Source organism: Citrobacter rodentium NBRC 105723 = DSM 16636, from assembly GCF_021278985.1.
GTDB classification, from domain to species: Bacteria; Pseudomonadota; Gammaproteobacteria; order Enterobacterales; family Enterobacteriaceae; genus Citrobacter_A; species Citrobacter_A rodentium.
The window spans coordinates 3656928-3679090 of record NZ_CP082833.1 but is presented as its reverse complement, the minus strand read 5'-3'; the positions used below and the strand labels follow the sequence as shown (position 1 = coordinate 3679090).

Below are 22163 nucleotides of genomic sequence, written 5' to 3'. Positions count from 1 at the left end.
GTAAATGCACCTTGTAAAAAAGAGGGGTGTGCTGCTACTCCAGCCCGAGGCTGTCGCGCAGAATATTCAGGCGTTCGTCATCCCCGTCACGGGCGGCCTGCTGTAGAGATTTGGTTGGCGCGTGGATCAGGCGGTTGGTCAGTTTCCACGCCAGATCCTGCATAATCGTCTGCGGATCGCCGCCCTGCTCCAGCGCAGCCAGCGCTTTGGCGGTCAGTTCGTCGCGCACCTGTTCAGACTGGCTGCGGTATTCGCGAATAGTCTCGCTGGCGCCCTGAGCGCGCAGCCAGGCCATGAATTCGCTGGTTTCCTGCGCCACGATGGTTTCCGCTTCCACCGCCGCCGCTTTACGCTGCGCCAGGTTATGCGAAATGATGCTTTGCAGATCGTCAACGCTGTAGAGATAGGCGTTCGCCAGCTTACCGACCTCCGGCTCAACGTCGCGGGGAACCGCGATGTCCACCAACAGCATCGGCTGATTACGTCGGCTTTTCAGCGCGCGTTCCACCATCCCCTTGCCGATAATGGGCAGCGGGCTGGCGGTGGAGCTGATAATAATATCGGCTTCCCGCAGACGGGCGTCGATGTCGCTCAGCGCGATGACCTCGGCGCCGACCTCATCAGCCAGCACCTGCGCCCGTTCACGGGTGCGGTTAGCGATGATCATCCTCTGCACTTTGTGCTCGCGCAGATGACGCGCCACCAGCTCAATGGTTTCTCCCGCGCCGACCAGCAGGACGGTCACGGCGGAGAGCGATTCGAAGATTTGCCGCGCCAGAGTACAGGCGGCGAAGGCGACGGAAACGGCGCTGGCGCCGATGTCGGTTTCGGTACGCACCCGTTTGGCGACGGAGAAGGATTTCTGGAACATGCGTTCCAGCGCGCTGGCGTTAAGGTGGCCTTTTTGCGAATCAGCAAACGCTTTTTTCACCTGGCCAAGAATTTGCGGCTCGCCGAGAACCAGCGAGTCAAGGCCGCTGGCGACGCGCATCAGGTGGCTGACGGCATCGTTGTCCTGGTGCCAGTAGAGGCTGCTGCGCAGATCGTCTTCGTTCAGATTATGGAAATCACATAACCAGCGAATCAGCGCCTCCTGCAGATTGTCCTGCTCTTCAACGCTGAGATACAGCTCCGTACGGTTACAGGTCGACAACACCACCCCGCCCTGCACCATCGGCTGCGCCAGCAGGCTGTCCAGCGCCCGATCGAGCGTGTCCGGCGAAAACGTTACGCGTTCTCGCAACGATACAGGTGCCGTTTTGTGGTTAATACCGAGCGCTAAAAGGGTCATGTCTGCGGGAGTAGTACCAGCGTTGATATGGTTAGTCTGCTCGCATCATACAGGATGCGCGTAATCAATAAAAGAGAGGGTCCCCTTTTGGAGTAATAGCTTAGCGCTTAAAATAAGATAACGTGAACGTAGACGATGTACCCACCCGGCGCTAGCATTAACAATTATTATTGCAACGTATCACAAGGATTCGTCATCACTATGACCCTGCCTGATTTTCGCCTGATTCGCCTGCTGCCGCTGGCAAGCCTGATTCTGACCGCCTGTACGATCAATGCGCCGAAAGGTCCGGGCAAAAGCCCTGATTCCCCGCAGTGGCGCCAGCATCAGCAGGAGGTGCGTAACTTAAACCAGTACCAGACGCGCGGCGCATTTGCCTTTATCTCCGACGAGCAGAAAGTGTATGCCCGCTTCTTCTGGCAACAAACCGGCCAAGACCGCTACCGCCTACTGCTGACCAACCCGCTCGGCAGTACCGAGCTGGAACTGAACGCGCAGCCCGGAAACGTTCTGCTGGTGGATAATAAAGGCCAGCGTTATACCGCCGACGATGCTGAAGAGATGCTGGCAAAGCTGACCGGGATGCCGATTCCGCTTAACAGCCTGCGCCAGTGGATCCTCGGCCTGCCGGGCGACGCCACCGACTACAAGCTGGACGATCGCTATCGCCTCAGCGAAGTGAATTACCGCCAGGACGGGAAAAACTGGAAAGTGGTCTACAGCGCTTATGACAGCAAAAGCCGGCCCGAGATGCCCGCCAATATGGAACTGTCGAACGGCGAGCAGCGCATCAAGCTGAAAATGGATAACTGGATCGTAAAATGATGACCTGGTGGCCATCTCCGGCAAAACTGAATCTGTTTTTATATATCACCGGGCAGCGTGCCGATGGCTATCACACGCTGCAAACCCTGTTTCAGTTCCTCGACTACGGCGATACCCTCGGTATCGAACCGCGCGATGACGGTGGTATCCGCCTGTTGACGCCGGTAGAGGGCGTGGCGCATGAGGATAACCTGATCGTTCGCGCCGCCCGTTTACTGATGAAAAACGCCGCGGCCAGCGGTCGTCTGCCCGCAGGCAGCGGCGCGGATATTCGTATCGACAAACGCCTGCCGATGGGCGGCGGTCTCGGCGGCGGCTCGTCTAACGCCGCGACGACGCTTGTCGCGCTGAACCATCTCTGGGGCTGCGGTCTTTCTCTTGATGAGCTGGCGGAAATGGGTATTCAGCTTGGCGCAGACGTGCCGGTGTTTGTCCATGGACAGGCGGCGTTTGCCGAAGGGGTTGGTGAAATCCTGACGCCCGTTAATCCGCCTGAGAAGTGGTATCTTGTCGCCCACCCTGGCGTGAGTATTGCCACCCCTCTCATCTTCCAGGACCCGCAACTGCCGCGCAACACACCGCAAAGGTCAATAGAAACGTTATTAAAGTGTGAATTCAGCAATGATTGCGAGGTTATCGCAAGAAAACGTTTTCGCGAGGTTGATGCGGCGCTTTCCTGGCTGTTAGAATACGCGCCGTCGCGCCTGACTGGTACAGGAGCCTGTGTCTTTGCTGAATTCGATACAGAGTCTGCTGCCCGCCAGGTGCTGGAGCAAGCCCCGGAATGGCTCAACGGCTTCGTGGCGAAAGGCGTCAACCTCTCCCCGCTGCACAGAGCGTTACTCTGAATCATTCGGGTTTCAGGAAGATGGCGAAATGATGCGCCAGGAGCATACATCCCGTATGCGCCTGGCGTGAGGCATTGAAGCCAGCGTACATGAAACATGAATGATGGCGAGTAAGCCGGGCAAGCTGAGTTTCGGTGACAACGTCACCCTGTTCCAGACGTTGCATCGCGCTCTTTAAATACACCGCATGGAGAGAATCCTGCCTGGCCCGCACAGTTTTCGGCAGATTCTTTCCACCAATGGACGCATGCCTGAGGTTCTTCTCGTGCCTGATATGAAGCTTTTTGCTGGTAACGCCACCCCGGAACTAGCACAACGTATTGCCAACCGCCTGTACACTTCTCTCGGCGACGCCGCTGTAGGTCGCTTTAGCGACGGCGAAGTCAGCGTACAAATCAACGAAAATGTACGCGGTGGTGATATTTTCATCATCCAGTCCACTTGTGCCCCCACTAACGACAACCTGATGGAATTGGTCGTTATGGTTGATGCCCTGCGCCGTGCTTCCGCAGGCCGTATCACCGCCGTTATCCCTTACTTTGGCTATGCGCGCCAGGACCGTCGTGTACGTTCCGCTCGTGTGCCGATTACGGCAAAAGTTGTTGCGGACTTCCTGTCCAGCGTCGGCGTTGACCGCGTACTGACCGTAGACCTGCATGCTGAGCAGATCCAGGGCTTCTTTGACGTGCCGGTTGATAACGTATTCGGTAGCCCGATTCTGTTAGAAGATATGCTGCAGCTGAACCTGGATAACCCGATCGTGGTTTCTCCGGACATCGGTGGCGTCGTGCGTGCCCGCGCTATCGCTAAGCTGCTGAACGACACCGATATGGCGATCATCGACAAGCGTCGTCCGCGCGCTAACGTTTCTCAGGTGATGCACATCATCGGCGACGTAGCCGGCCGTGACTGCGTGCTGGTTGACGATATGATCGACACCGGCGGTACGCTGTGCAAAGCGGCGGAAGCGCTGAAAGAACGTGGCGCGAAGCGCGTATTCGCTTACGCAACGCACCCGATCTTCTCCGGCAATGCGGCAAATAACCTGCGTAACTCGGTGATTGATGAAGTCGTGGTCTGCGATACTATTCCGCTGACTGACGAAATCAAAGCGCTGCCGAACGTACGCACGTTAACCCTGTCGGGTATGCTGGCCGAAGCGATTCGCCGTATCAGCAACGAAGAATCGATTTCTGCGATGTTCGAACACTAATCGAACCCGCCGCAAAAACCCGCTGCGGCGGGTTTTTTTGCTGATAAATCGCTCCGTGCTGTCCGGACCTTTTCGCAGACCAGCTCCGGTTGCGGGCCTGATAAGCGAAGCGCGTTTGCCGGATGGCGGCGTAAACGCCTTATCCGGCCTACAGAGAGATATTATCGCCAGGCGTGTTAACGACGTTAGCGCCTTATCCGGCCTTCAGAGAGGTATTATAGCGAGGAGCGATAAACGAAACGCCAACAGACACTGCGACCGGATCTGTAATCCAGGAACACCCGCTACGGCGGTTTTTTTATGTTTAACCACCATTTGTATGACTTATGCCTCCTTCACCTGCCATTTAGTTGACAGATGATGCGCTCATGGATGAAACATTATTGTGAACAGAATTTTTTCCTCACATGTGATGCCTTTCCGCGCCCTCATCGACGCTTGTTGGAAAGAAAAATATACCGCCTCGCGTTTTACCCGCGACCTGATTGCCGGGATAACGGTCGGTATCATCGCCATTCCTCTCGCCATGGCGCTGGCTATCGGCAGCGGCGTGGCGCCGCAGTACGGGCTTTATACCTCGGCGATCGCCGGGATCGTAATTGCCTTAACCGGCGGTTCGCGCTTCAGCGTTTCCGGCCCTACCGCCGCCTTTGTGGTGATCCTCTATCCGGTTTCGCAACAGTTTGGGCTGGCAGGCCTGCTGGTGGCGACCCTGATGTCGGGAATTTTCCTGATCCTCTTTGGCCTGGCCCGCTTTGGTCGCCTGATCGAATATATTCCGGTTTCCGTGACCTTAGGTTTCACCTCCGGGATTGGTATCACTATCGGCACCATGCAAATCAAAGATTTTCTTGGTTTGCAGATAGCGCATATGCCTGAGCACTACCTGCAAAAAGTGGGCGCGCTGTTTATGGCGCTGCCGACGGTGAACCCGGGCGATGCCGCTATCGGTATCGTGACGCTGGGCACCCTGATTTTCTGGCCGCGTCTGGGTATTCGCCTGCCGGGCCATCTTCCGGCGTTGCTGCTGGGCTGCGCGGTGATGGGTGTGGTCAATCTGCTCGGCGGCAATGTCGCGACCATCGGCTCGCAGTTTCACTATGTGCTGGCCGATGGATCGCAGGGTAACGGCATTCCGCAGCTGTTGCCCCAGCTGGTGCTGCCGTGGAATCTGCCGGATTCCAACTTTACCCTGAGCTGGGACTCCCTGCGCGCCCTGCTTCCGGCGGCCTTCTCCATGGCGATGCTCGGCGCGATTGAGTCGCTGCTGTGCGCCGTGGTGCTTGACGGCATGACCGGCACCAAGCATAAAGCCAACAGCGAGTTGATTGGTCAGGGTCTGGGCAATATTGTCGCCCCGTTCTTTGGCGGCATTACCGCCACCGCCGCCATCGCGCGATCTGCGGCCAACGTTCGCGCCGGCGCGACCTCGCCGGTCTCCGCGGTGATCCACGCGATTCTGGTTATCCTCGCCCTGCTGGTGCTGGCGCCGCTGCTCTCCTGGCTGCCGCTGTCGGCTATGGCCGCGCTGCTACTGATGGTCGCCTGGAACATGAGCGAAGCGCATAAGGTGGTGGATCTGCTGCGCCACGCGCCGAAAGACGACATTATTGTGATGCTGATGTGCATGTCGCTGACGGTGCTGTTTGATATGGTCATCGCCATCAGCGTCGGGATTGTGCTCGCCTCCCTGCTGTTTATGCGGCGGATCGCGCGTATGACGCGCCTGGCGGCGGTTAACGTCGAAGTACCGGACGATGTGCTGGTCCTGCGGGTGATTGGTCCGCTGTTTTTCGCAGCGGCGGAAGGTCTGTTCAGCGATCTGGAATCACGTATCGCGGGAAAACGCATTGTGGTGCTGAAGTGGGATGCGGTGCCGGTACTGGATGCCGGAGGACTGGATGCATTCCAGCGCTTTGTTAAACGCCTGCCGGAAGGATGCGAACTGCGGGTCAGCAACGTCGAATTTCAACCGCTGCGCACCATGGCGCGGGCCGGTATTAAACCGGTACCGGGCCGCCTCGCCTTCTTTGCCAACCGGGATGCGGCGCTGGCCGATCTGTCATAACAACGCCTGAGCCCGGAGGCGTTCGCGCTTACCGGGCCTGCCACGGGCGCTCCGCTTAGCTGTGACGGCGGTTGTCGTTGCGACGGCAGCGTTTGTCGTAGTGGCGAACCCACCAGTAGCGGTCGCAGACCTGCTCATGTCCCCCGACGCGGGCGCCTGCCAGCCACAAAATAGCCCCGACGAAAATACTGAGCACTGCGCCATGTGCGAAAAATTGTGGCAGGTTAAATTGCGGCAGCTGGTTTAAAATGGAGTACCCAACGCCAACAACCATCACCACTAACCCCAACCCCATTAGCACATTACCGAGTAACGAAGCGTTTTTGCGTTTCATATGTCACCTCCGGAACTTTATGGGTTGTTTCAGGGAATCCCCCTAATCCTTATGGGTAAAGTATAGACACCAGGCGACTTGTGGAGTGCGGGTCCGATCACAAATACAACGGGATGTTCAACAAATCTTTACAAATAAGCCCCTGAACTGCATGAAATTATAATAATCAACATTTGCAATTATTATAGTTTCACATAAATTCCGTTCCTTTTTGTCAAGCGGCAGCGCAGACAGTAAACTACGCCCCGGATACAGACCCATTCAGGATAAAAAACGTGACGATTAAATTGATTGTCGGCCTGGCGAACCCCGGCGCGGAATATGCAGCGACACGACATAACGCTGGCGCATGGTACGTCGATTTACTGGCTGAACGGCTGCGCGCCCCCCTGCGCGAAGAGGCGAAATTCTTCGGTTATACCTCAAGAGTCACGCTGGCAGGAGAAGATGTCCGTTTACTGGTTCCCACCACCTTTATGAACCTGAGCGGCAAAGCGGTCGGCGCAATGGCAAGTTTTTATCGCATTAACCCCGATGAAATTCTGGTCGCGCATGATGAACTGGATCTGCCGCCAGGGGTGGCGAAATTTAAACTGGGCGGCGGACATGGCGGTCACAACGGACTGAAAGATATCATCAGCAAGCTCGGCAATAACCCGAACTTTCACCGCTTACGGGTCGGAATCGGTCATCCCGGCGATAAAAACAAAGTTGTCGGCTTTGTGTTAGGGAAACCGCCCGTCTCTGAACAGAAGTTAATTGACGAAGCAATTGACGAAGCGGCGCGCTGTACTGAAGTCTGGTTTAGGGATGGCCTGGCGAAAGCCACCAGCCGTTTGCATACCTTCAAAGCACAATAAGCAGCGATCTGCGGCATTTTTGCCGTGCGCCGTGTATAATAGGCGAAGTTATTTCCATTTCTGCAATCTGTTTTATGCAACAGGTTGATTATTAAGATATTAAGGTGATTTAAATCATGGGATTCAAATGCGGTATCGTTGGTTTGCCCAACGTCGGGAAATCCACCCTGTTCAACGCGCTGACCAAAGCCGGTATTGAAGCGGCCAACTTCCCGTTCTGTACGATCGAACCCAATACCGGCGTCGTCCCGATGCCGGATCCGCGTCTGGAGCAGCTGGCTGAGATCGTCAAACCGCAGCGTATTCTCCCTACTACAATGGAATTCGTGGATATCGCCGGTCTGGTAAAAGGCGCGTCCAAAGGCGAAGGTCTGGGTAACCAGTTCCTGACCAACATTCGTGAAACCGAAGCGATCGGCCACGTTGTACGCTGCTTCGAGAATGACAATATTATTCACGTCGCTGGCAAAGTGAACCCGGCGGAAGATATCGACGTCATTAACACCGAGCTGGCGCTGGCGGATCTCGACACCTGCGAGCGCGCGATCCATCGCGTGCAGAAGAAAGCGAAAGGCGGCGATAAAGATGCCAAAGCCGAGCTGGCCGCGCTGGAAAAATGTCTGCCGCACCTTGCCGAAGCGGGAATGCTGCGTTCGCTGGATCTGACGGATGAAGATAAAGCGGCGATCCGCTATCTGAGCTTCCTGACCCTGAAACCGACCATGTACATCGCCAACGTTAACGAAGATGGTTTCGAAAATAACCCGTATCTGGACCAGGTGCGTGAAATCGCCGCCAAAGAAGGCTCGGTGGTCGTGCCGGTCTGTGCTGCGGTTGAAGCCGACATCGCCGAGCTGGACGACGAAGAGCGCGACGAATTTATGCAGGAGCTGGGTCTGGAAGAACCAGGCCTGAACCGCGTGATTCGCGCCGGGTACAGTCTGCTTAACCTGCAAACCTATTTCACCGCTGGCGTAAAAGAAGTTCGTGCGTGGACCATTCCGGTTGGCGCGACGGCGCCGCAGGCGGCGGGTAAAATCCATACCGATTTTGAAAAAGGCTTTATTCGCGCCCAGACCATCGCCTTCGAAGATTTTATTACCTATAAAGGCGAGCAAGGCGCGAAAGAAGCCGGAAAAATGCGGGCGGAAGGCAAGGACTACATCGTTAAAGATGGCGATGTGATGAACTTTCTGTTTAACGTCTGATTTAATCTGTTGTTCCGAACGGTTAAACCGTTTCAGAGAATAATAAGTTGACTTAAAATCCACGCATTTGCGTGGATTTCTTGTTTACATTTAGATTAAATTATCTAAATCCTGACTTAAATGATTACCTTTGAATATTTCAATACCTTTTATGCGTATTGAGTTTATCCATAAATCCGCCATCCATGTTCCAATACCATAAAAATGTATGGCGCAGTCTCTCATTAAGCGATGTTCGTTTTCAATTGTGGTTGGCATCAATGCACTGTCATCTGTATTTATACAGACAGATAAAGGTCCTGTGCGCAATCCAAAGCGATTAAATTTCCCACCAGGTTTAATCCATTGGGAGTCAGGAGGATTCCAACGGAATAATGGGTGCTCATGATATTTCTCCAGTCTGCCAATATAAATATTTGAGGTTGGACAAGCTTCTATGACTAAACCCAACCTACTATATTTTTCGATTAAGAAATCCTGGATAGCTTCATACAATAATAATTCCCCTTTGGATAAAATATCTTCATTTTCATTAAAGGTCATTGAAAAATTTTGCGCTGTATCGGGCGCACAATTTACTGAAATTATTCTGTTAAAAACATCATTTTCTGCCAGACCGCTATTTAAATAACGTTCCCAAATTTTTCTGGCCTTAGCTGTAGTCTCATCTGTACTGACTAAAATATGTTGGTCAGGCACCCATTCATTGATATTTGCTGGATCAGATATGATTGACTTATAATCCGGCCAGTTACGGCGGAGCAGCCATGCTTTAAAGAGTAAATCTGGCGTATAAGTTTCACTATATAATTGATGAGACCAATAATGGATCTTATCCCTTAATTCATGCATTACTGGTATATGCTCGACAATATGTTGAGAAAGTAATACTGCCTGATGATATGCCCAAACCAAATTATCAAGATGTTGTCCAACCGTCAGGTATGCTCGCTTTTGGCGATTCGCCCATAGTTTTATATCTACTCCCAGAGCTAATCCATGCCCTATACGATCGCCTTCTCCTAACATACAAAATTCAACGGCTTCATCCATAGCCCGAAGGCCACTGAGTATATGACAATAATCCTCACCAGCATGTACAGTAATAAAAGGGCGCTGTAGCCTTTTAAAGTTCACCCCCTCCCCTTTAAATTTAGCAGCACGCAGTACCCGGAGAACCGGGGCAAATACCTCTATTTGTAGCTCGTTTTCATTTCCAGCAACATCATAGCCACGAACTAATTTTCTAATGTCTATGCTTCGATCTTCATCAGTAGATAAATTTTTATATTCTATCGACTGCAAAGTAAGCGATGTTAAAAAACGGCCAAAATAATCACACTGAGAACGTAACCGTTCGCGACACTCGGTTAGCAATTTATCATATGTTGATTTTTTGTCAGGAAAGGAACGTGTAAAATGAACAACAATATGTCCTTGTTCGGGTACGCCCTTGCGTGCTTGGGTACAATAAAAATCGAAAAGTTGCCTGGCATATATATCAGGCATTACGCCGCTACCCAGTACAAAATCAGGAGAGACACGATATTCTCTGGAAATACCAGCAGAAGAATCATAATGAACTCGGTTGTTTGTATCAGCTGGCTTTGTTATTCGACGATAGTTGAAGCCGAAAAAATCAATAAATTGTCCCAATCCAACCGCAGATACAACCATATAGTTTCTTAGAATATTGCTGATTCGGATCAGGTTAGCCAGCGCATTCGCATAATCTTCAGATTCTGTACCTAACATTATTCCGCAAGTATACAGTAACCAACGTTGATGTGAGTGATATTTCTGCTGGGCGGCTTCATAAAGCACTCTTTGCTGCAAGGTGACAACATCATATAGCGAAGCTACCTCTAAAAAATAATATTTATCCTCATCCGCAAGCACCGTTTCGACCGCATCCTTCAGACATGTGAAATCTACCTCGGATCTTTTTCCTTGTTGAAATGAATTATATACATTTTTAAGTAAGCAAGAGCTATAAGCGGACAGCCAGCGGGGAAGATCATTTTTATCCAGAAGACCACTTTCAAAGAGGGTGTATTCCTGCCGATAGGGCCATTTTATCCCTTTTTTAACCTTATAATTTCCATCTATAAAGTTCAGCATTGAAATTGAACTATAACCATGACCATTAAGATGGACATGATTATCAGCAAAGGAAATGTCCCCTCTGCCTTTTGGAAAGGCAAATGGACATTGATGTTCTGTCAGCAAAGAAATAAGCTCACTATCACATACAACATTTTGTTTAATCAATTGTTGGTATGCATAGGCAATAATCCATGCGGGATCTATCACGGAACAGATCATCAGCCAGGGTTCAAGTCGCTCACGCCTGACCTCAAAACAATTGCCGCGCCATGTGAGGAAATATGCTGACAAACTATCAAGCATCGATAAGCAATTTTCATTACCAGTTTCTATCTGCCACATTAAGGCATTATTTTGCACATCCTCTTTCCGAATACGGCCGCCAAAATAGAATTGATAGTCTTGTGCCGCCTGTACCAGTATATATCCATTTTTTTCTTTTTTGCGTTCACCGCTACTTTTCTGGCCTAAGTGGTCTCGCAATTGTGCATAAAAAATTCGGTCTGATGCCAGACAAAGGGTAGGAATGAGCCAATAAGGATCCTGATTAAACATACTCAGACCTCCTCATAACCTTCCAGCGCCTGCTGAAGCCCGCGAAAGAGCCGACCCTCGTAGCTCTGTCCGTCAATTTTCGCTTTAATAGACTTGCTTTCTTTCATCCATGAAAAAAGGATGATTGCTTCATTAAGACGTGAAGTTGCCCATTCCCTAACGTCTGCTGTCCTGATATTATCATGATTTGAAGTTTGCCAATAATATTGTTTTATCAATTCGAAGTTGATACCATTTTCAAAAAATGAATTAAAATCTGATGATAAATTTTCCTGGGCCGTATTTTGCGAATTTATTTTACCTATTGGGTAACATGTCCTGGTTGTTAATTTAAATAATGGGCTATGCCAAATTTCAAATAACAGATCTGCGATATCGCCCTCACTCTCTTTGACTATCGTTAAGCCATTATCCTCTTTCACGGATAAAATCCCGGACATATTCCTGGATAATGTTTTATCATACCTATTAAACTCTGATAAATTACGTACTCTGGCAGGAGCTGCGCCTGTTGCCACATTGGTATTGACAACTACCCCTTCTCTGATGAAAGTAAAGATAGCATTAATAAACATATACTCAAATCGCTTAGCCAGATCTGACAAATGTTCATCTCTAAATTTAACTCTGTCCTGCACGTTTTTTCTCAGTACATTGATCTGTGAAAATACCTTATTAAAAACGCACGTCATTAAGGGTATTAAATTTTTATTTTTGAAGGCTCGCAATTTATTACTGGTTGCCCAGATATATATATCTTCCACCAGTTCATTAATGCTATCGTCCAGTTTTTGCGAAAAATCAGGTTCACTGCCATCGTCATTTTCTTCATCAACAACCTTTGTAGGGTTCATTGAAAATATTGAGTAGAATGGTACTTTTTTGAAAATATTACCAAATAAAGATTTAAACTTATCTTTTTCATAAAATTCTTGTGGAAGATTTTCAGTTTTCGCTAATACTGACCAGAACATTATTTCAAAAGCTCTGCCAAAAAATATATGACATCGTCTGTTCTGCTGCTGGCTGTAATAATCAGAATGGGTATAGATCGCTATAAGCGCAGAATTATCATTTTTTTCTGCTACCGTCTTAGTGACATACATAGGCTCCATAATGAGTTCCAGCGCAGGCATACTTCTTAAAATAAAATCTTTCCTTTGTTCGGAAAATACGGTATTAAGGATACCTGAATTTGTTTCGGGGGCATTGAGCTCTTTCCGACGTTGGGACTGCTGTTTATAAAAATCCTTTTCTGCCCAGGGATATTTTCCTTTTTGCAGTAAAGGATTAAAAGCAATAAGATTTGACAGATTTAAATCTTCTACTGCTTTCGCATTCTTAATAAACAGATAAGATTCAACATTGGTTAATGCTAATCCATCGCGACGTTCTTCCGCCCAGACAGCGAAGCGTTGCCATAAATCAGTTCCCGAATCATCTTCCTTACTAAGAGTAGACGGAGGTAAAGAACGGATTAGTTGCGTAACTTCACGTGCGCTTCTCGGCTGCGGCCAATTTGTGCTTCGTTCTTGCCCATTACAAAGAAAGTAGAATTTTTGTTGTACAAGTTTGATAAATTCAGAATAGCTTGTATGTTGTTTATTTTCATCTTCATTAGAATGTATATAAAGATATGGCAACAACTCATCTATCGGTTGGAGGGGTATCTTCACATGGCTGGGGAATACTTTAGTAATATATGCTTCTGATAATCTTTCTGCTATCTCGCTGCCTTCTTTAGCATAATTAGAGTTTGCTTTACGATTTAATAATTCCTCAAATTTACTTTTGGCAATGAACCGATAAAGATCATTATCCCCACTAACTAATGGTAGAACTAATGGACATGACAACAGGCAGCGAATATCGTCCAGAACACCAAAAGCGTTATCTATTTTCATATCAACATCATCAATCGGCAAAACCAGCGCATCGCAATCCAGTAACTCAACGCTTGAAATCAAGAACTGATGGAAATATTTTTCAAGGTGGATTCCAGAACGATATTTTTGAATACGATCAATGCCCCTATATTCATCATAATCTTTTGATTTACCTAATGCACCGGACAACGTCTTAAGCGAATTAATAAAATTATCTTTGATATTCTGCGCAATATCAGGTTGCTTCATCCGCTTTTCTACCGTAGCATATATTGAAGCGATAATGACTTCAGAAAAACGGTCATCAATATTCAATAGCGTCGGGTCAATCACATCAATAAAATATAGCTTAGGGCGTTTTAGATCTTTATTATAATGTTTTTGCCAGCTAAATCTGGCATTTCTCATGAAAACAGTTTTCCCCGCCCCCCGCGCGCCACTGATAAAGATTGCATGGTGATAACTACTCAATGTCTTATAATGTGGATGCGTACTACGGGAATTATTTTCTTTATATCGTCTTGCTTCCTCCCCCATCACCTCGAGAAACGAAAGTAGCTTTTTATTGGCCTGTTGCTGCCACAACTCATTATCTTGCTCATCAATGCTATCAGTACAAAAATCATCCTTATATTCTGGGAAATCAAGATTTAACACTATTTCACTAGTCATAATTCTCTCATAATATCTTAATGAAAATCAATTCTCCCCTCACTCTTTTCCTTAAATAGTAAGTAGAGAGGTGAATCGTAAGCTGCGCACGTATATCGATTTAAGTCTATTGCATATAGATAACATATAAACTCCTGTTTATAAAGGGATAACGATCACTAAAATGAGAGATGGGCATCATATCAATCACAACCTAACCTGTCGGGAAAGGATCCAGAAATGACATGTAACGCAAAGATCTGCAGGAACGTTAACCTGACAATTTTTGAAAACATTTCGCATCAGGATTTTGTGCATAAATCCTCAAAAAATTTAACACTCAATCTCATTCCCAGTTTCCAAAAATCCACGCAGGCGCGTGGATTTTTTTTGCTGCATAGCCAGTAAAAATCGCATCAGTTCACAGTTCGTGCGTAATCTGAATTTATGCAGTAACGCCTGTCGATGGGCCAGCACCGTTTTTTGCGCAATATTCATCTGCTCGCCAACCTGGCGGGATGATAATCCGGCTAACAGCAGCTCTAACATACGCCCCTGCCGTTCGCTGAACATTCGGTGGGTGCACCCCGCACAATCCTGTTCCCCTCTGACGGGCTCTTCATTTTGTTTTCGTAACCAGTGATATTTTATTACGCTGCTTATTTCCGCAACCGTCGCGTCTTGCGGGATGAGAACGATCTGCTTCAGGCAATCGGGAAGCGCGCTCCGTGCCGGCATGTGTTCAGTTTCAACAATACCGACCATAAGTTTCGGCGCAACGTTTAACAATTCCGGATGGCACAGGTACATTTCTCCGGGACGCAGCACGGTAATAATAATCTGCGCGTCTGATATATTTTCTGCCTGATAATCAGCAAAGGTTAACGTCCGCTGCTGACACGTATTGTGAAGGAAATTCGTGAGCAGCGCGATCAGCCCCATTTTATAGTAGGTATCGTCACTGCGGATAACAATATTCATTTATGCTTCCTGCATAAGGGTTACTGATAAATCATGGAAACCGTGACCACCGAATTAATGGTTCCCGGCATAACTTGCCCCTGCTGGCTATATATTCTGGCGCGCAGTTTCCACGTGTATTGCTGACCGGTAATATCCCCCGCCAGCAATGTTCCATCTCCCAGCGGCTGGCCCTCGCTGCTCTGCAACTGTATGGCGACCGGCGTTGCGCTACCGACGTTTTTATACATATCACGTGGATTATCATCATCCGGCGCGCCGTTAAACACGATCGTTACGCGGGTCGTCCCTGGCGGACATTTCTCCACGCTGAGATCAAATGCCACCCAGGGCGTGGCTGAACCCGATGTGTACAGCGAAGAGGCCGTGACAGAATGTCCGGCTGTTAAATCCACCGTTTTCGCCACGCTGTCGCTGCGCACCTGACAAGGCGCGGCTTTCACATTTCCCGTCACGTTAAGCATAACCGGATCGCCCACGCCCCATGCCGGAACTGAAAACAGCGCTATTGCCGCCAGACAGTGCCTGCCTCGCATTGTTATCCTCTGCTATTGATAAGTAATATTCAGCGTCGCCGTCGCATCGGCGCGTCCCGGTTTTACAATCGCCTTCGTCTGGTAATAGCGTGCCGTCAGCGGAAACATCTCCTGTCCCCCGGCTGAACGTTTCAGAACAATGCGGTTATTCACCTGTAACGGAATACCGTTATAAATAAACTGGATCCCTACGCCATCAGCGATACCGGGATTTCCCTGTCCGTTGAGCGCCAGCACGCCGGGTTCGGCAATCGCATCCGGGTTTTGCGTTCCCACCAGTTCGACATTAATGTTGGCTGCGGGATCGCAGTTCAGTCCCAGATGTTGCGTATCGCTATAGGCCGGAATAAAACCGGGACGTTCGGAAAATTCGCTGGCATTAATATCCCCAAGATTAAAGTTAATGACCTGGCTGGTGAGCGAACAGGCCAGTACCGAAACCTGGTTATTCCCCCCCAAAGAAATGCGCATAAATTCGTTTTCTGGCGAGTCATACCAGCCGGTGGCGACTAATCCTGGCGTTAACAGGCCGGGCGTTATTTCCCCGGTTTTGTAAAGGATAACGTCATAATTGCCAACGTAATACAACGTTTTAATATTCGCGCCACGAGAGGGCAATATAAAATTTCCCGCATCAACTGACACTTTTATGCCTACTCCCGCAAGATTAGTATTATAAACCCCACTGATGGCTGCAGGCGTCGCTGATAAGTAATTAAAGGTGTATCCGCCCTGACAATTGACGACGCCTGTCGGAGAAAAAGCCGTTAATTCGATGAAGCCTGAGGCTCTGACACGGGCTATCTCGGCCCCTGGCGGCGTATCCCGCTGCACCAGCACATTGCCCAGCGAGACGCTCTGAAATAAGGGCGATGTTATTCCGCACTCGTCGGCCAGGCACATTCGGGCGAATGCCAGCAGTAAAACGCCCAATAAAAAATAAATTTTCCGCACGCTTTTATTCCCGATGTTCTGAGTGGTTGTATTAGCGGCAAAGACGAGCGTCAGTGATAATATCGCCACTTCCGACCGCCGCTTTAAACGAATATTCCACGGTGCAGCGCTGCTGCGGGTCATCCCCCCAGGCGACATCAAGTTCGCCCTGCGGCTGCATACCGCTCAGATAAACCTGACCGTCATCGCCAACAATAAAGCCGGGTCCCTGAGCGCCTTGAACGACGACCCTGGCGCCGAACGGCACGGGACGCCCGTTGTCGCGATGCAAAGTCAGCAACAGGCGCAATCCCACGCTGGCGACAAACTCTGCGCGTACCACCGCCCCGCGGGTCGGCACTACGTTTTTATTGGTCAATTCCAGTTCAACGTTGGCCGGAACGGATAACGTATCCAGTCCGATATCATTGTTACGGTACGGCGAAACGTTGCCGGCAACCGTGTAACCGCGAAAATCAGTTTTGACGCCGCGCTGATTTTTCACCCCAACGCCGTTCGCACCCGGCGCTTTAATCAGAACATTGGTTTCCCCCAGCGGCTGGGAGAGCGTGACGCCGTCAGCATGCGCCAGCAGCGCGCCCGCCAGCGCATAGTTCAGCCGTTGCATATTGCTGTCGTAGCTATAGCCGCTGCTGACCTGGGCATAGGTTCCTTTATAGTCAGCGTTGAGACTGCCGGTATAGCCCACGCCGTCGCTGCCGTATCCCTGTTGCAGGTTCCAGTTAAGCGCATTATCCGCCAGGGCCATACCGCTCAGACCTGCGCTGTGCGTTGTCCCGGCATTGCGACCGCCGTTAAGACTGTAGTGCGCCCAACTGTTTGCCATGAAGCCCTCCAGCGGAACGCTGACGTTAAAGGCTATCTGCTGATCTTTTTCGTAACGGTTGTCTGTACCGGAAAGGCTATTTTTACTCTGCGTCCAGCTAATACCGTAACTTACCCCGTTCCAGGCATTGTTATAGCTGACACTCCACGATTGCATGGGGTTTTCTCTGTTCCAGTACTCTTCCCGTACAGCGCTGAGCGAAAGCGCGCCGCGCCCCTGGCCGAGAGACTGGCTGACGTTCGCCTCCATCCGGTTACGTCGCTTCTGCGCAGGCGTATTACTGCCGCCCCGGGTAGTAAACACTTCTTCCATCGCGTAAAAGTCACGGGTCGAGTAGCGATACCCGGCAATGGCAAAATGCGTTCCGGTCAGTACGCTGTTCTTACTGTAACGAATACGCCAGGATTGCCCCTGCGCCTTCGCCGCGTTTCGCGGCTGCGACCAGGAGCGGGTCAGGTCGGTAGAGAGCGCCCCGACGACGCCAAAATTCTTGCCTGCGCCAGCCGCCACTGCGCGATAGTCATCGGCCGCCTGAAGCCCGCCGTACACGGTAACGGCCGCCGGCAGCCCGTAAATCGTCGTTCCCTGCGCAAACCCGCTCTGCGCCACCCGGCTGTCGTAGGAACGGTAGCGTCCGGCAGTTAAGGCATATTTGACGCGCCCTTCACGCTGGAGCACCGGTAAGGATGCAAACGGCACCGTAAAGTGCTGTTCGCCGCCGTCGGCTTCTTTCAGGGTGACATCTAAATCGCCTGCGCCGCCGGTCGGGTACAGATCGCTGATTTCGAATGCTCCTGGCGCCACGTAGCTCTGATAAATCTGATAGCCGTTTTGCCGAATGATCACCTGCGCATGGCTTCGCGCGATCCCCCGCACCACCGGTGCGTAGCCTTTCAGCGAATCCGGCAGCATTTCGTCATCAGAGGCAAGCTGCGCGCCGCGAAACGGAATGCTGTCAAAGATATCTGCGGGCGAGGCGCTGTCGCCCAGCACCAGCTGCGCTTTAAGCGGCACAATATTGCGCTGAAGATAGGTATAAACCGTATCCCAGTTGTCATTTCCCTGACTGTCGCGGTTCCAGGTCGTATAGTTTCGCAACCGCCACGGGCCGACATTGATCCCAGGACGCAGGCTGGCGTACTGACTGTTACTTGTTACGCCATCCGCGTTTGTCCGGCTACGATCCCCACTGAAGCTGTAATTAAGCATCACGGCGCTAATCCCCTCATCCCACAATTCGGGGGCGACATAGCCGCGCGCCTGCGCGGATAAGGCGGCCTGCGGAATAGTGAGCAGCAGTTTCTGCGCGCTAAATAACAGCTCGCTGGAGGCCTGAGGAATGGCGGCCAGGTCCGCGCACTTTCCCTTCGCCATAAGCCCAGGGTAGGACGCGGTTTTTACGCCATAACGCTGTAACAGCGCTTCAGAGAGACACGGCTCAAGATCCCCCTCTTCCCCCGGGAAAAAGGCTATCTCACGCGTATCCACATTCGCCCCGTTGAGAATAATATCGACGCGATAAGTTCCCTGCGCCTGTTGTCCCGTTTCAAAAGCAGAGAGATCGATATTATCCGCAGCGGTTGGGTTATTCTCCAGCAGCGCCGGATTAAAATAGTCACGCCCTCTCGCCTCATTCAGCAGGCTGGTAATCATCACGGATAAAAAAACGCCAGTGGGGCCGGGGGCGGAATAAACAGAAATTTTGCTATCATCATAGAACTCTTTCCCGGCCAGCGAATATAACTAAATGGCGCTCCGGTGCGCGTCGCTAATTCCGCCGTAATCATTAATTATTTTGAACGTCACATTACCGCCCGTTACCCCATCCGGCAGGGCAAATCGGGCAGAGCTTCCCGGCGCCACAAATGTCACCTCTTCGACCCGTTTACCGGCCACGGTGATCTCATTAAAATTAATAAAGTATGGCGAAGGATTAGTGACCTGAATAAATTTGCCGACAGACTTCCAGCTTAATTTATCCGCCTGCGCCAGAGGGTTCGACTGACCGAGCGCGGCCGGACGATAAATCAGTTTTATTCGCGTTTTGATCGCTATTTGCAGGGTATTATCTCTGCGCTCCGTTGAGGGAATCGATTTAATATTCAGCCAGAACAGCGACTCTTTATCTTCCGGCAGATTACCGGCGCGGACAATGCGCATGACGTTTATCTGCCCTTTATCTAAACGATAAAGCGGCGGTGTAATAATAAAAGGCGCTTTTCCGGCACTCGCGTCCTGCATTTCAATCCACGACTGAATTAAATAGGGGATCGTATCGGGATTGGTTACGCTCAGAGAGGCCTCTTTTTTATCTCCGGCATAAATAACGCGCGTGCCGCCAACAGAGACGCCAGCCTGCGCTGTCGCCATGCTCATGGCGCAAACCATCAACGACGCGATGCAAACAACGAATAAACGCATAATCAACCTCTGAAGGGCCGAATGACGGCCCTGAATACATGCTGGCATATCAGTTATAGTTAACGGTGAAGTTAGCGACAGCGTTAGCTGGTCCTGCCATTACCGGAACGCGGGTCGCGACATAAGCGGCGTAAAAATCCAGGTTATTATCCATCGTGCTGGATACGACGTACGTGTAGCCGTTCACCTGGTTGAGATCGAGGTTGGTTTTATCCGCCGTCTTGAGCCGAATCGCCACGCCATCCGCTGCTGCCGGATCCGGCATAATCGCCAGCAACGTGCTGTCGGAAGCGTCGTTCGCACCATCAAATTTTACTCTGGCGGTACTCACACTGGCCGGGCAATTAATCAGCCTCAGGGTAAATTTTGTCGTCGACGCCTCATCACCCGCAGCGGCAAATGCGGTCTTATAGACGTTGCCCATATCAACCACCAGCGTGTTGTTGGCGCCAATATCCACCGTACAGGCGGTATCGAGGATTTGCCCGACAAAATTCACCGTACCGTCATAGGCCATGACGTTTGTTGCCGTAAAAAGCGCCGTCACGGATAATGCCAGGGCTATACTGTTCTTTTTCATGATTGCTATCCTTAACTTTTGTTTATTTATAATGTGCTGCCACTGCCGGGGTGAATTAATCCTTATGACAGGGTTAATTCACTATCTCTATGAAAATGATAAATTATTAATCACATACGTTACCGGGAATACTGACCGTCCCGTTTTTCTGCCGTCGTAAAAACGGGCTTGAAATTGATTGTTGTATTCCCTGGTGACAATTTTGATATAGCTACATATATTCGCTCAAGTGATTTTTTGGTGTAATTTTACACTTTGATCCGCATTCCATTCCTTTTCATCCAACCGCATAATTGTTAAATCAATAAACACCTTATGTCCTTTTAGCGCAGCAATTAATGCGAGAGGCGACCTATGCCCGGAAAAAATTTATCCTTTGATTCAAATGACTACAAAACGTTTCCGGTTAAACCCGTTAAACATATTGAAAAAATGATTGAAAGACTCATTCCACATGCCAACGTATATGAAACAAAAAACAGACAAATAATTAACTATAAAAACAATCATTCTCATCAATGTCTCATTCTTCTGAAAGGCACCATTGCTATCTTCAGAACGCGGGACGGCTTTATGTTTAATTCGGAAGTCGCGCCGTTTATTTTTGGCCTGAGTAACCAGCTTTGCGATTCCAGTTATCTGTTTATGCGCAGTGAAGAGTGTTCGCAGGTAGCGGTGCTGTCACTGGCTAAGGTGAATGACATTATCGCCAGAGAAAATCTCTGGGAGAGCATGGCGGCGCTGCTGGTCTACACCGCCGGGCGGGTTTACGATCACTGCACCCGCATTTCGGCACCCAGTTCATACGACATTATTCGCTCTCAACTGTATGAGTTAATGAGAGAATCCAATGAATTTCGTCATAGCATTACCGCGGCTAACTATATTCAGAGCCGGACCTTTTTATCACGCAGCAGCATCATGAAAATCCTTGCCGACCTCAAAAAAGGCGGCTATATCATGACGGAACGCGGAGTGCTTAAACAAATCCAGCAAAACATTCCGCTGAAGTATTAGCCATACGCTATGCTCGACATTAGCGCGTTCAGATAACGACCGGACAGCCCTCCCATGCCGCAGCTATCGCAGTTAAATCTTCTCAAACAGCCTTCGCCCTATGCGCCCGGCTTGCTTAATCAGTTAACGCTGGAGCAGGAGTTCCGCCGTTATCCCAAAGGCAGTCGGTTCATCTTTATCTGCGCCGGAGAGCCGTGCTGCCAGTTTATCCGCAGCGGCGTGGTGAACATTGAAAACAGAGAAAATCATCTGGCGTTAGGCATCGCCTCGGCGCCGGTTGCGTTAGGCTTCACCAGCGCGTTGTCGGAGAGATTATTACTGCGGGCCCTGGGGGAGTGCGAAGTCGCGACGGTGCCGCTGGCGACGGTAATGGCCCGTATCGCAGAAAAGCAGCTCTGGGAGATCATGGCAAAGCATATGATCATTGTGATGAATAAACTGTTCATTCAGAATGAGATGGCTACTGCGCCATCCGCTTATGACATCCTCTGCTTCCAGCTCCAGGCGTTAAATCAGGAGTCAGATTCGATTCGACATAATATTGCCGCCTATCAGTACATTCTTGACAGAACGCACCTGTCGCGCAGCAGTATAATGAAAATGCTCTCCGCGCTGAAGAAAGGCGGTTATATCAAACTGCACCAGGGCAAGCTTATCGCCATTCATCATTTGCCTTCGCGCTTTTAATGTTCCTTCCCCGGGAGCAAAACGAACGTCTCATAAGCAGTAAGGAAGCGTCATCGCGACGGACAGGTCATAAATACAGAAGTCGCGACGGCACAGAGTATTTATTTTTTAATTGATTGCTTATCTTCTGCGCGCCGCCGGAATCTCCCGGTGAGGCGATTATTCTTATTAAATTCTGCGAAATAGCGTTATCCGGCAGGCCGCGAAAATGTCTGTAACTTCGCAAAATACGATCTCAGCGACGCGACGAGCGTAATCGTGAACTACGATTTTCTGATGTCAGATGCCGTTTTATGCGGTACGCACTAAGGAGATT

General features: G+C 50.1%; 18 protein-coding genes. 8 read left to right on the top strand and 10 right to left on the bottom strand.

Annotated elements, in window-relative coordinates; genetic code table 11:
- Positions 1 to 34 precede the first annotated feature (34 nt).
- Positions 35 to 1291, bottom strand: a complete 1257-nt coding sequence (gene hemA, locus K7R23_RS17440; protein ID WP_012906041.1) for a glutamyl-tRNA reductase — start codon at positions 1289 to 1291, stop codon at positions 35 to 37.
- A 201-nt stretch (positions 1292 to 1492) separates the two neighbouring features.
- Between hemA and lolB the strand changes: the two genes are divergently transcribed.
- The 4 genes from lolB to dauA all read left to right on the top strand — a co-directional run bounded on the left by lolB (position 1493) and on the right by dauA (position 6245).
- Positions 1493 to 2116: a lipoprotein insertase outer membrane protein LolB gene (lolB, locus tag K7R23_RS17435; RefSeq protein ID WP_012906042.1), complete on the top strand. Its 624-nt coding sequence runs from the start codon at positions 1493 to 1495 to the stop codon at positions 2114 to 2116.
- Complete coding sequence (gene ispE, locus K7R23_RS17430) at positions 2113 to 2964, top strand: 4-(cytidine 5'-diphospho)-2-C-methyl-D-erythritol kinase (RefSeq protein ID WP_012906043.1); 852 nt, start codon at positions 2113 to 2115, stop codon at positions 2962 to 2964. The genes lolB and ispE overlap by 4 nt, the downstream gene beginning before the upstream one ends.
- 265 nt (positions 2965 to 3229) lie before the next feature.
- Positions 3230 to 4177 carry a ribose-phosphate diphosphokinase gene (gene prs, locus K7R23_RS17425; RefSeq protein ID WP_001518537.1) on the top strand — a complete coding sequence of 316 codons (948 nt, stop codon included), beginning with the start codon at positions 3230 to 3232 and terminating at the stop codon, positions 4175 to 4177.
- Positions 4178 to 4562: 385 nt separating this feature from the next.
- A complete protein-coding gene (gene dauA / locus K7R23_RS17420; protein WP_012906044.1) occupies positions 4563 to 6245 on the top strand; it encodes a C4-dicarboxylic acid transporter DauA in 1683 nt (560 codons plus the stop codon).
- A gap of 55 nt (positions 6246 to 6300) precedes the next feature.
- Here dauA and ychH read toward each other — a convergent pair whose 3' ends face one another.
- The gene (gene ychH, locus K7R23_RS17415; RefSeq protein ID WP_012906045.1) at positions 6301 to 6579 is read right to left on the bottom strand and encodes a stress-induced protein YchH; all 279 of its coding nucleotides are present in this window, start codon (positions 6577 to 6579) and stop codon (positions 6301 to 6303) included.
- 275 nt (positions 6580 to 6854) lie between these two features.
- On the opposite strand from ychH, the gene pth reads away from it, so the two are divergent.
- Entirely contained in the window at positions 6855 to 7439 is a 585-nt protein-coding gene (gene pth / locus K7R23_RS17410) for an aminoacyl-tRNA hydrolase (protein ID WP_012906046.1), read from the top strand.
- A gap of 116 nt (positions 7440 to 7555) precedes the next feature.
- The gene (ychF, locus tag K7R23_RS17405) at positions 7556 to 8647 is read left to right on the top strand and encodes a redox-regulated ATPase YchF (RefSeq protein ID WP_012906047.1); all 1092 of its coding nucleotides are present in this window, start codon (positions 7556 to 7558) and stop codon (positions 8645 to 8647) included.
- Between the two features lie 90 nt (positions 8648 to 8737).
- Here the strand turns inward: ychF and rdrB are convergent, their stop codons facing one another.
- The 8 genes from rdrB to K7R23_RS17365 all read right to left on the bottom strand — a co-directional run bounded on the left by rdrB (position 8738) and on the right by K7R23_RS17365 (position 20143).
- A complete protein-coding gene (rdrB, locus tag K7R23_RS17400; protein ID WP_012906048.1) occupies positions 8738 to 11308 on the bottom strand; it encodes an antiviral RADAR system adenosine deaminase RdrB in 2571 nt (856 codons plus the stop codon).
- 2 nt (positions 11309 to 11310) lie between these two features.
- Positions 11311 to 13866, bottom strand: coding sequence for an antiviral RADAR system adenosine triphosphatase RdrA (gene rdrA, locus K7R23_RS17395; RefSeq protein WP_012906049.1), 2556 nt, complete (start codon positions 13864 to 13866; stop codon positions 11311 to 11313).
- Positions 13867 to 14178: 312 nt separating this feature from the next.
- Positions 14179 to 14826 (bottom strand): LuxR C-terminal-related transcriptional regulator, encoded by a 648-nt coding sequence (locus K7R23_RS17390; protein WP_012906050.1) that lies wholly within the window; start codon positions 14824 to 14826, stop codon positions 14179 to 14181.
- A 20-nt stretch (positions 14827 to 14846) separates the two neighbouring features.
- Positions 14847 to 15362 (bottom strand): fimbrial protein, encoded by a 516-nt coding sequence (locus tag K7R23_RS17385; protein ID WP_012906051.1) that lies wholly within the window; start codon positions 15360 to 15362, stop codon positions 14847 to 14849.
- 12 nt (positions 15363 to 15374) lie between these two features.
- Positions 15375 to 15980, bottom strand: a complete 606-nt coding sequence (locus tag K7R23_RS17380; protein ID WP_231851607.1) for a fimbrial protein — start codon at positions 15978 to 15980, stop codon at positions 15375 to 15377.
- 367 nt (positions 15981 to 16347) lie between these two features.
- Positions 16348 to 18795: a fimbria/pilus outer membrane usher protein gene (locus K7R23_RS17375; RefSeq protein WP_012906053.1), complete on the bottom strand. Its 2448-nt coding sequence runs from the start codon at positions 18793 to 18795 to the stop codon at positions 16348 to 16350.
- A 90-nt stretch (positions 18796 to 18885) separates the two neighbouring features.
- On the bottom strand, positions 18886 to 19563 hold the full coding sequence (locus K7R23_RS17370; RefSeq protein WP_012906054.1) for a fimbrial biogenesis chaperone: 678 nt from the start codon (positions 19561 to 19563) through the stop codon (positions 18886 to 18888).
- A gap of 49 nt (positions 19564 to 19612) precedes the next feature.
- On the bottom strand, positions 19613 to 20143 hold the full coding sequence (locus K7R23_RS17365) for a fimbrial protein (RefSeq protein ID WP_012906055.1): 531 nt from the start codon (positions 20141 to 20143) through the stop codon (positions 19613 to 19615).
- Between the two features lie 354 nt (positions 20144 to 20497).
- On the opposite strand from K7R23_RS17365, the gene K7R23_RS17360 reads away from it, so the two are divergent.
- Both K7R23_RS17360 and K7R23_RS17355 read left to right on the top strand, forming a co-directional pair.
- Entirely contained in the window at positions 20498 to 21160 is a 663-nt protein-coding gene (locus tag K7R23_RS17360; protein ID WP_012906056.1) for a winged helix-turn-helix transcriptional regulator, read from the top strand.
- Between the two features lie 54 nt (positions 21161 to 21214).
- On the top strand, positions 21215 to 21847 hold the full coding sequence (locus K7R23_RS17355) for a winged helix-turn-helix transcriptional regulator (RefSeq protein WP_012906057.1): 633 nt from the start codon (positions 21215 to 21217) through the stop codon (positions 21845 to 21847).
- Positions 21848 to 22163: the final 316 nt, after the last annotated feature.

What these genes read in the sequence shown, in the direction of transcription:
- hemA (WP_012906041.1), bottom strand. Translation starts at nt 1,291, where the DNA reads ATGACCCTTTTAGCGCTCGGTATTAACCACAAAACGGCACCTGTATCG.
- lolB (WP_012906042.1), top strand. Translation starts at nt 1,493, where the DNA reads ATGACCCTGCCTGATTTTCGCCTGATTCGCCTGCTGCCGCTGGCAAGC.
- ispE (WP_012906043.1), top strand. Translation starts at nt 2,113, where the DNA reads ATGATGACCTGGTGGCCATCTCCGGCAAAACTGAATCTGTTTTTATAT.
- ychH (WP_012906045.1), bottom strand. Translation starts at nt 6,579, where the DNA reads ATGAAACGCAAAAACGCTTCGTTACTCGGTAATGTGCTAATGGGGTTG.
- ychF (WP_012906047.1), top strand. Translation starts at nt 7,556, where the DNA reads ATGGGATTCAAATGCGGTATCGTTGGTTTGCCCAACGTCGGGAAATCC.
- rdrB (WP_012906048.1), bottom strand. Translation starts at nt 11,308, where the DNA reads ATGTTTAATCAGGATCCTTATTGGCTCATTCCTACCCTTTGTCTGGCA.
- rdrA (WP_012906049.1), bottom strand. Translation starts at nt 13,866, where the DNA reads ATGACTAGTGAAATAGTGTTAAATCTTGATTTCCCAGAATATAAGGAT.
- K7R23_RS17390 (WP_012906050.1), bottom strand. Translation starts at nt 14,826, where the DNA reads ATGAATATTGTTATCCGCAGTGACGATACCTACTATAAAATGGGGCTG.
- K7R23_RS17385 (WP_012906051.1), bottom strand. Translation starts at nt 15,362, where the DNA reads ATGCGAGGCAGGCACTGTCTGGCGGCAATAGCGCTGTTTTCAGTTCCG.
- K7R23_RS17375 (WP_012906053.1), bottom strand. Translation starts at nt 18,795, where the DNA reads ATGATTACCAGCCTGCTGAATGAGGCGAGAGGGCGTGACTATTTTAAT.
- K7R23_RS17370 (WP_012906054.1), bottom strand. Translation starts at nt 19,563, where the DNA reads ATGCGTTTATTCGTTGTTTGCATCGCGTCGTTGATGGTTTGCGCCATG.
- K7R23_RS17365 (WP_012906055.1), bottom strand. Translation starts at nt 20,143, where the DNA reads ATGAAAAAGAACAGTATAGCCCTGGCATTATCCGTGACGGCGCTTTTT.
- K7R23_RS17360 (WP_012906056.1), top strand. Translation starts at nt 20,498, where the DNA reads ATGCCCGGAAAAAATTTATCCTTTGATTCAAATGACTACAAAACGTTT.
- K7R23_RS17355 (WP_012906057.1), top strand. Translation starts at nt 21,215, where the DNA reads ATGCCGCAGCTATCGCAGTTAAATCTTCTCAAACAGCCTTCGCCCTAT.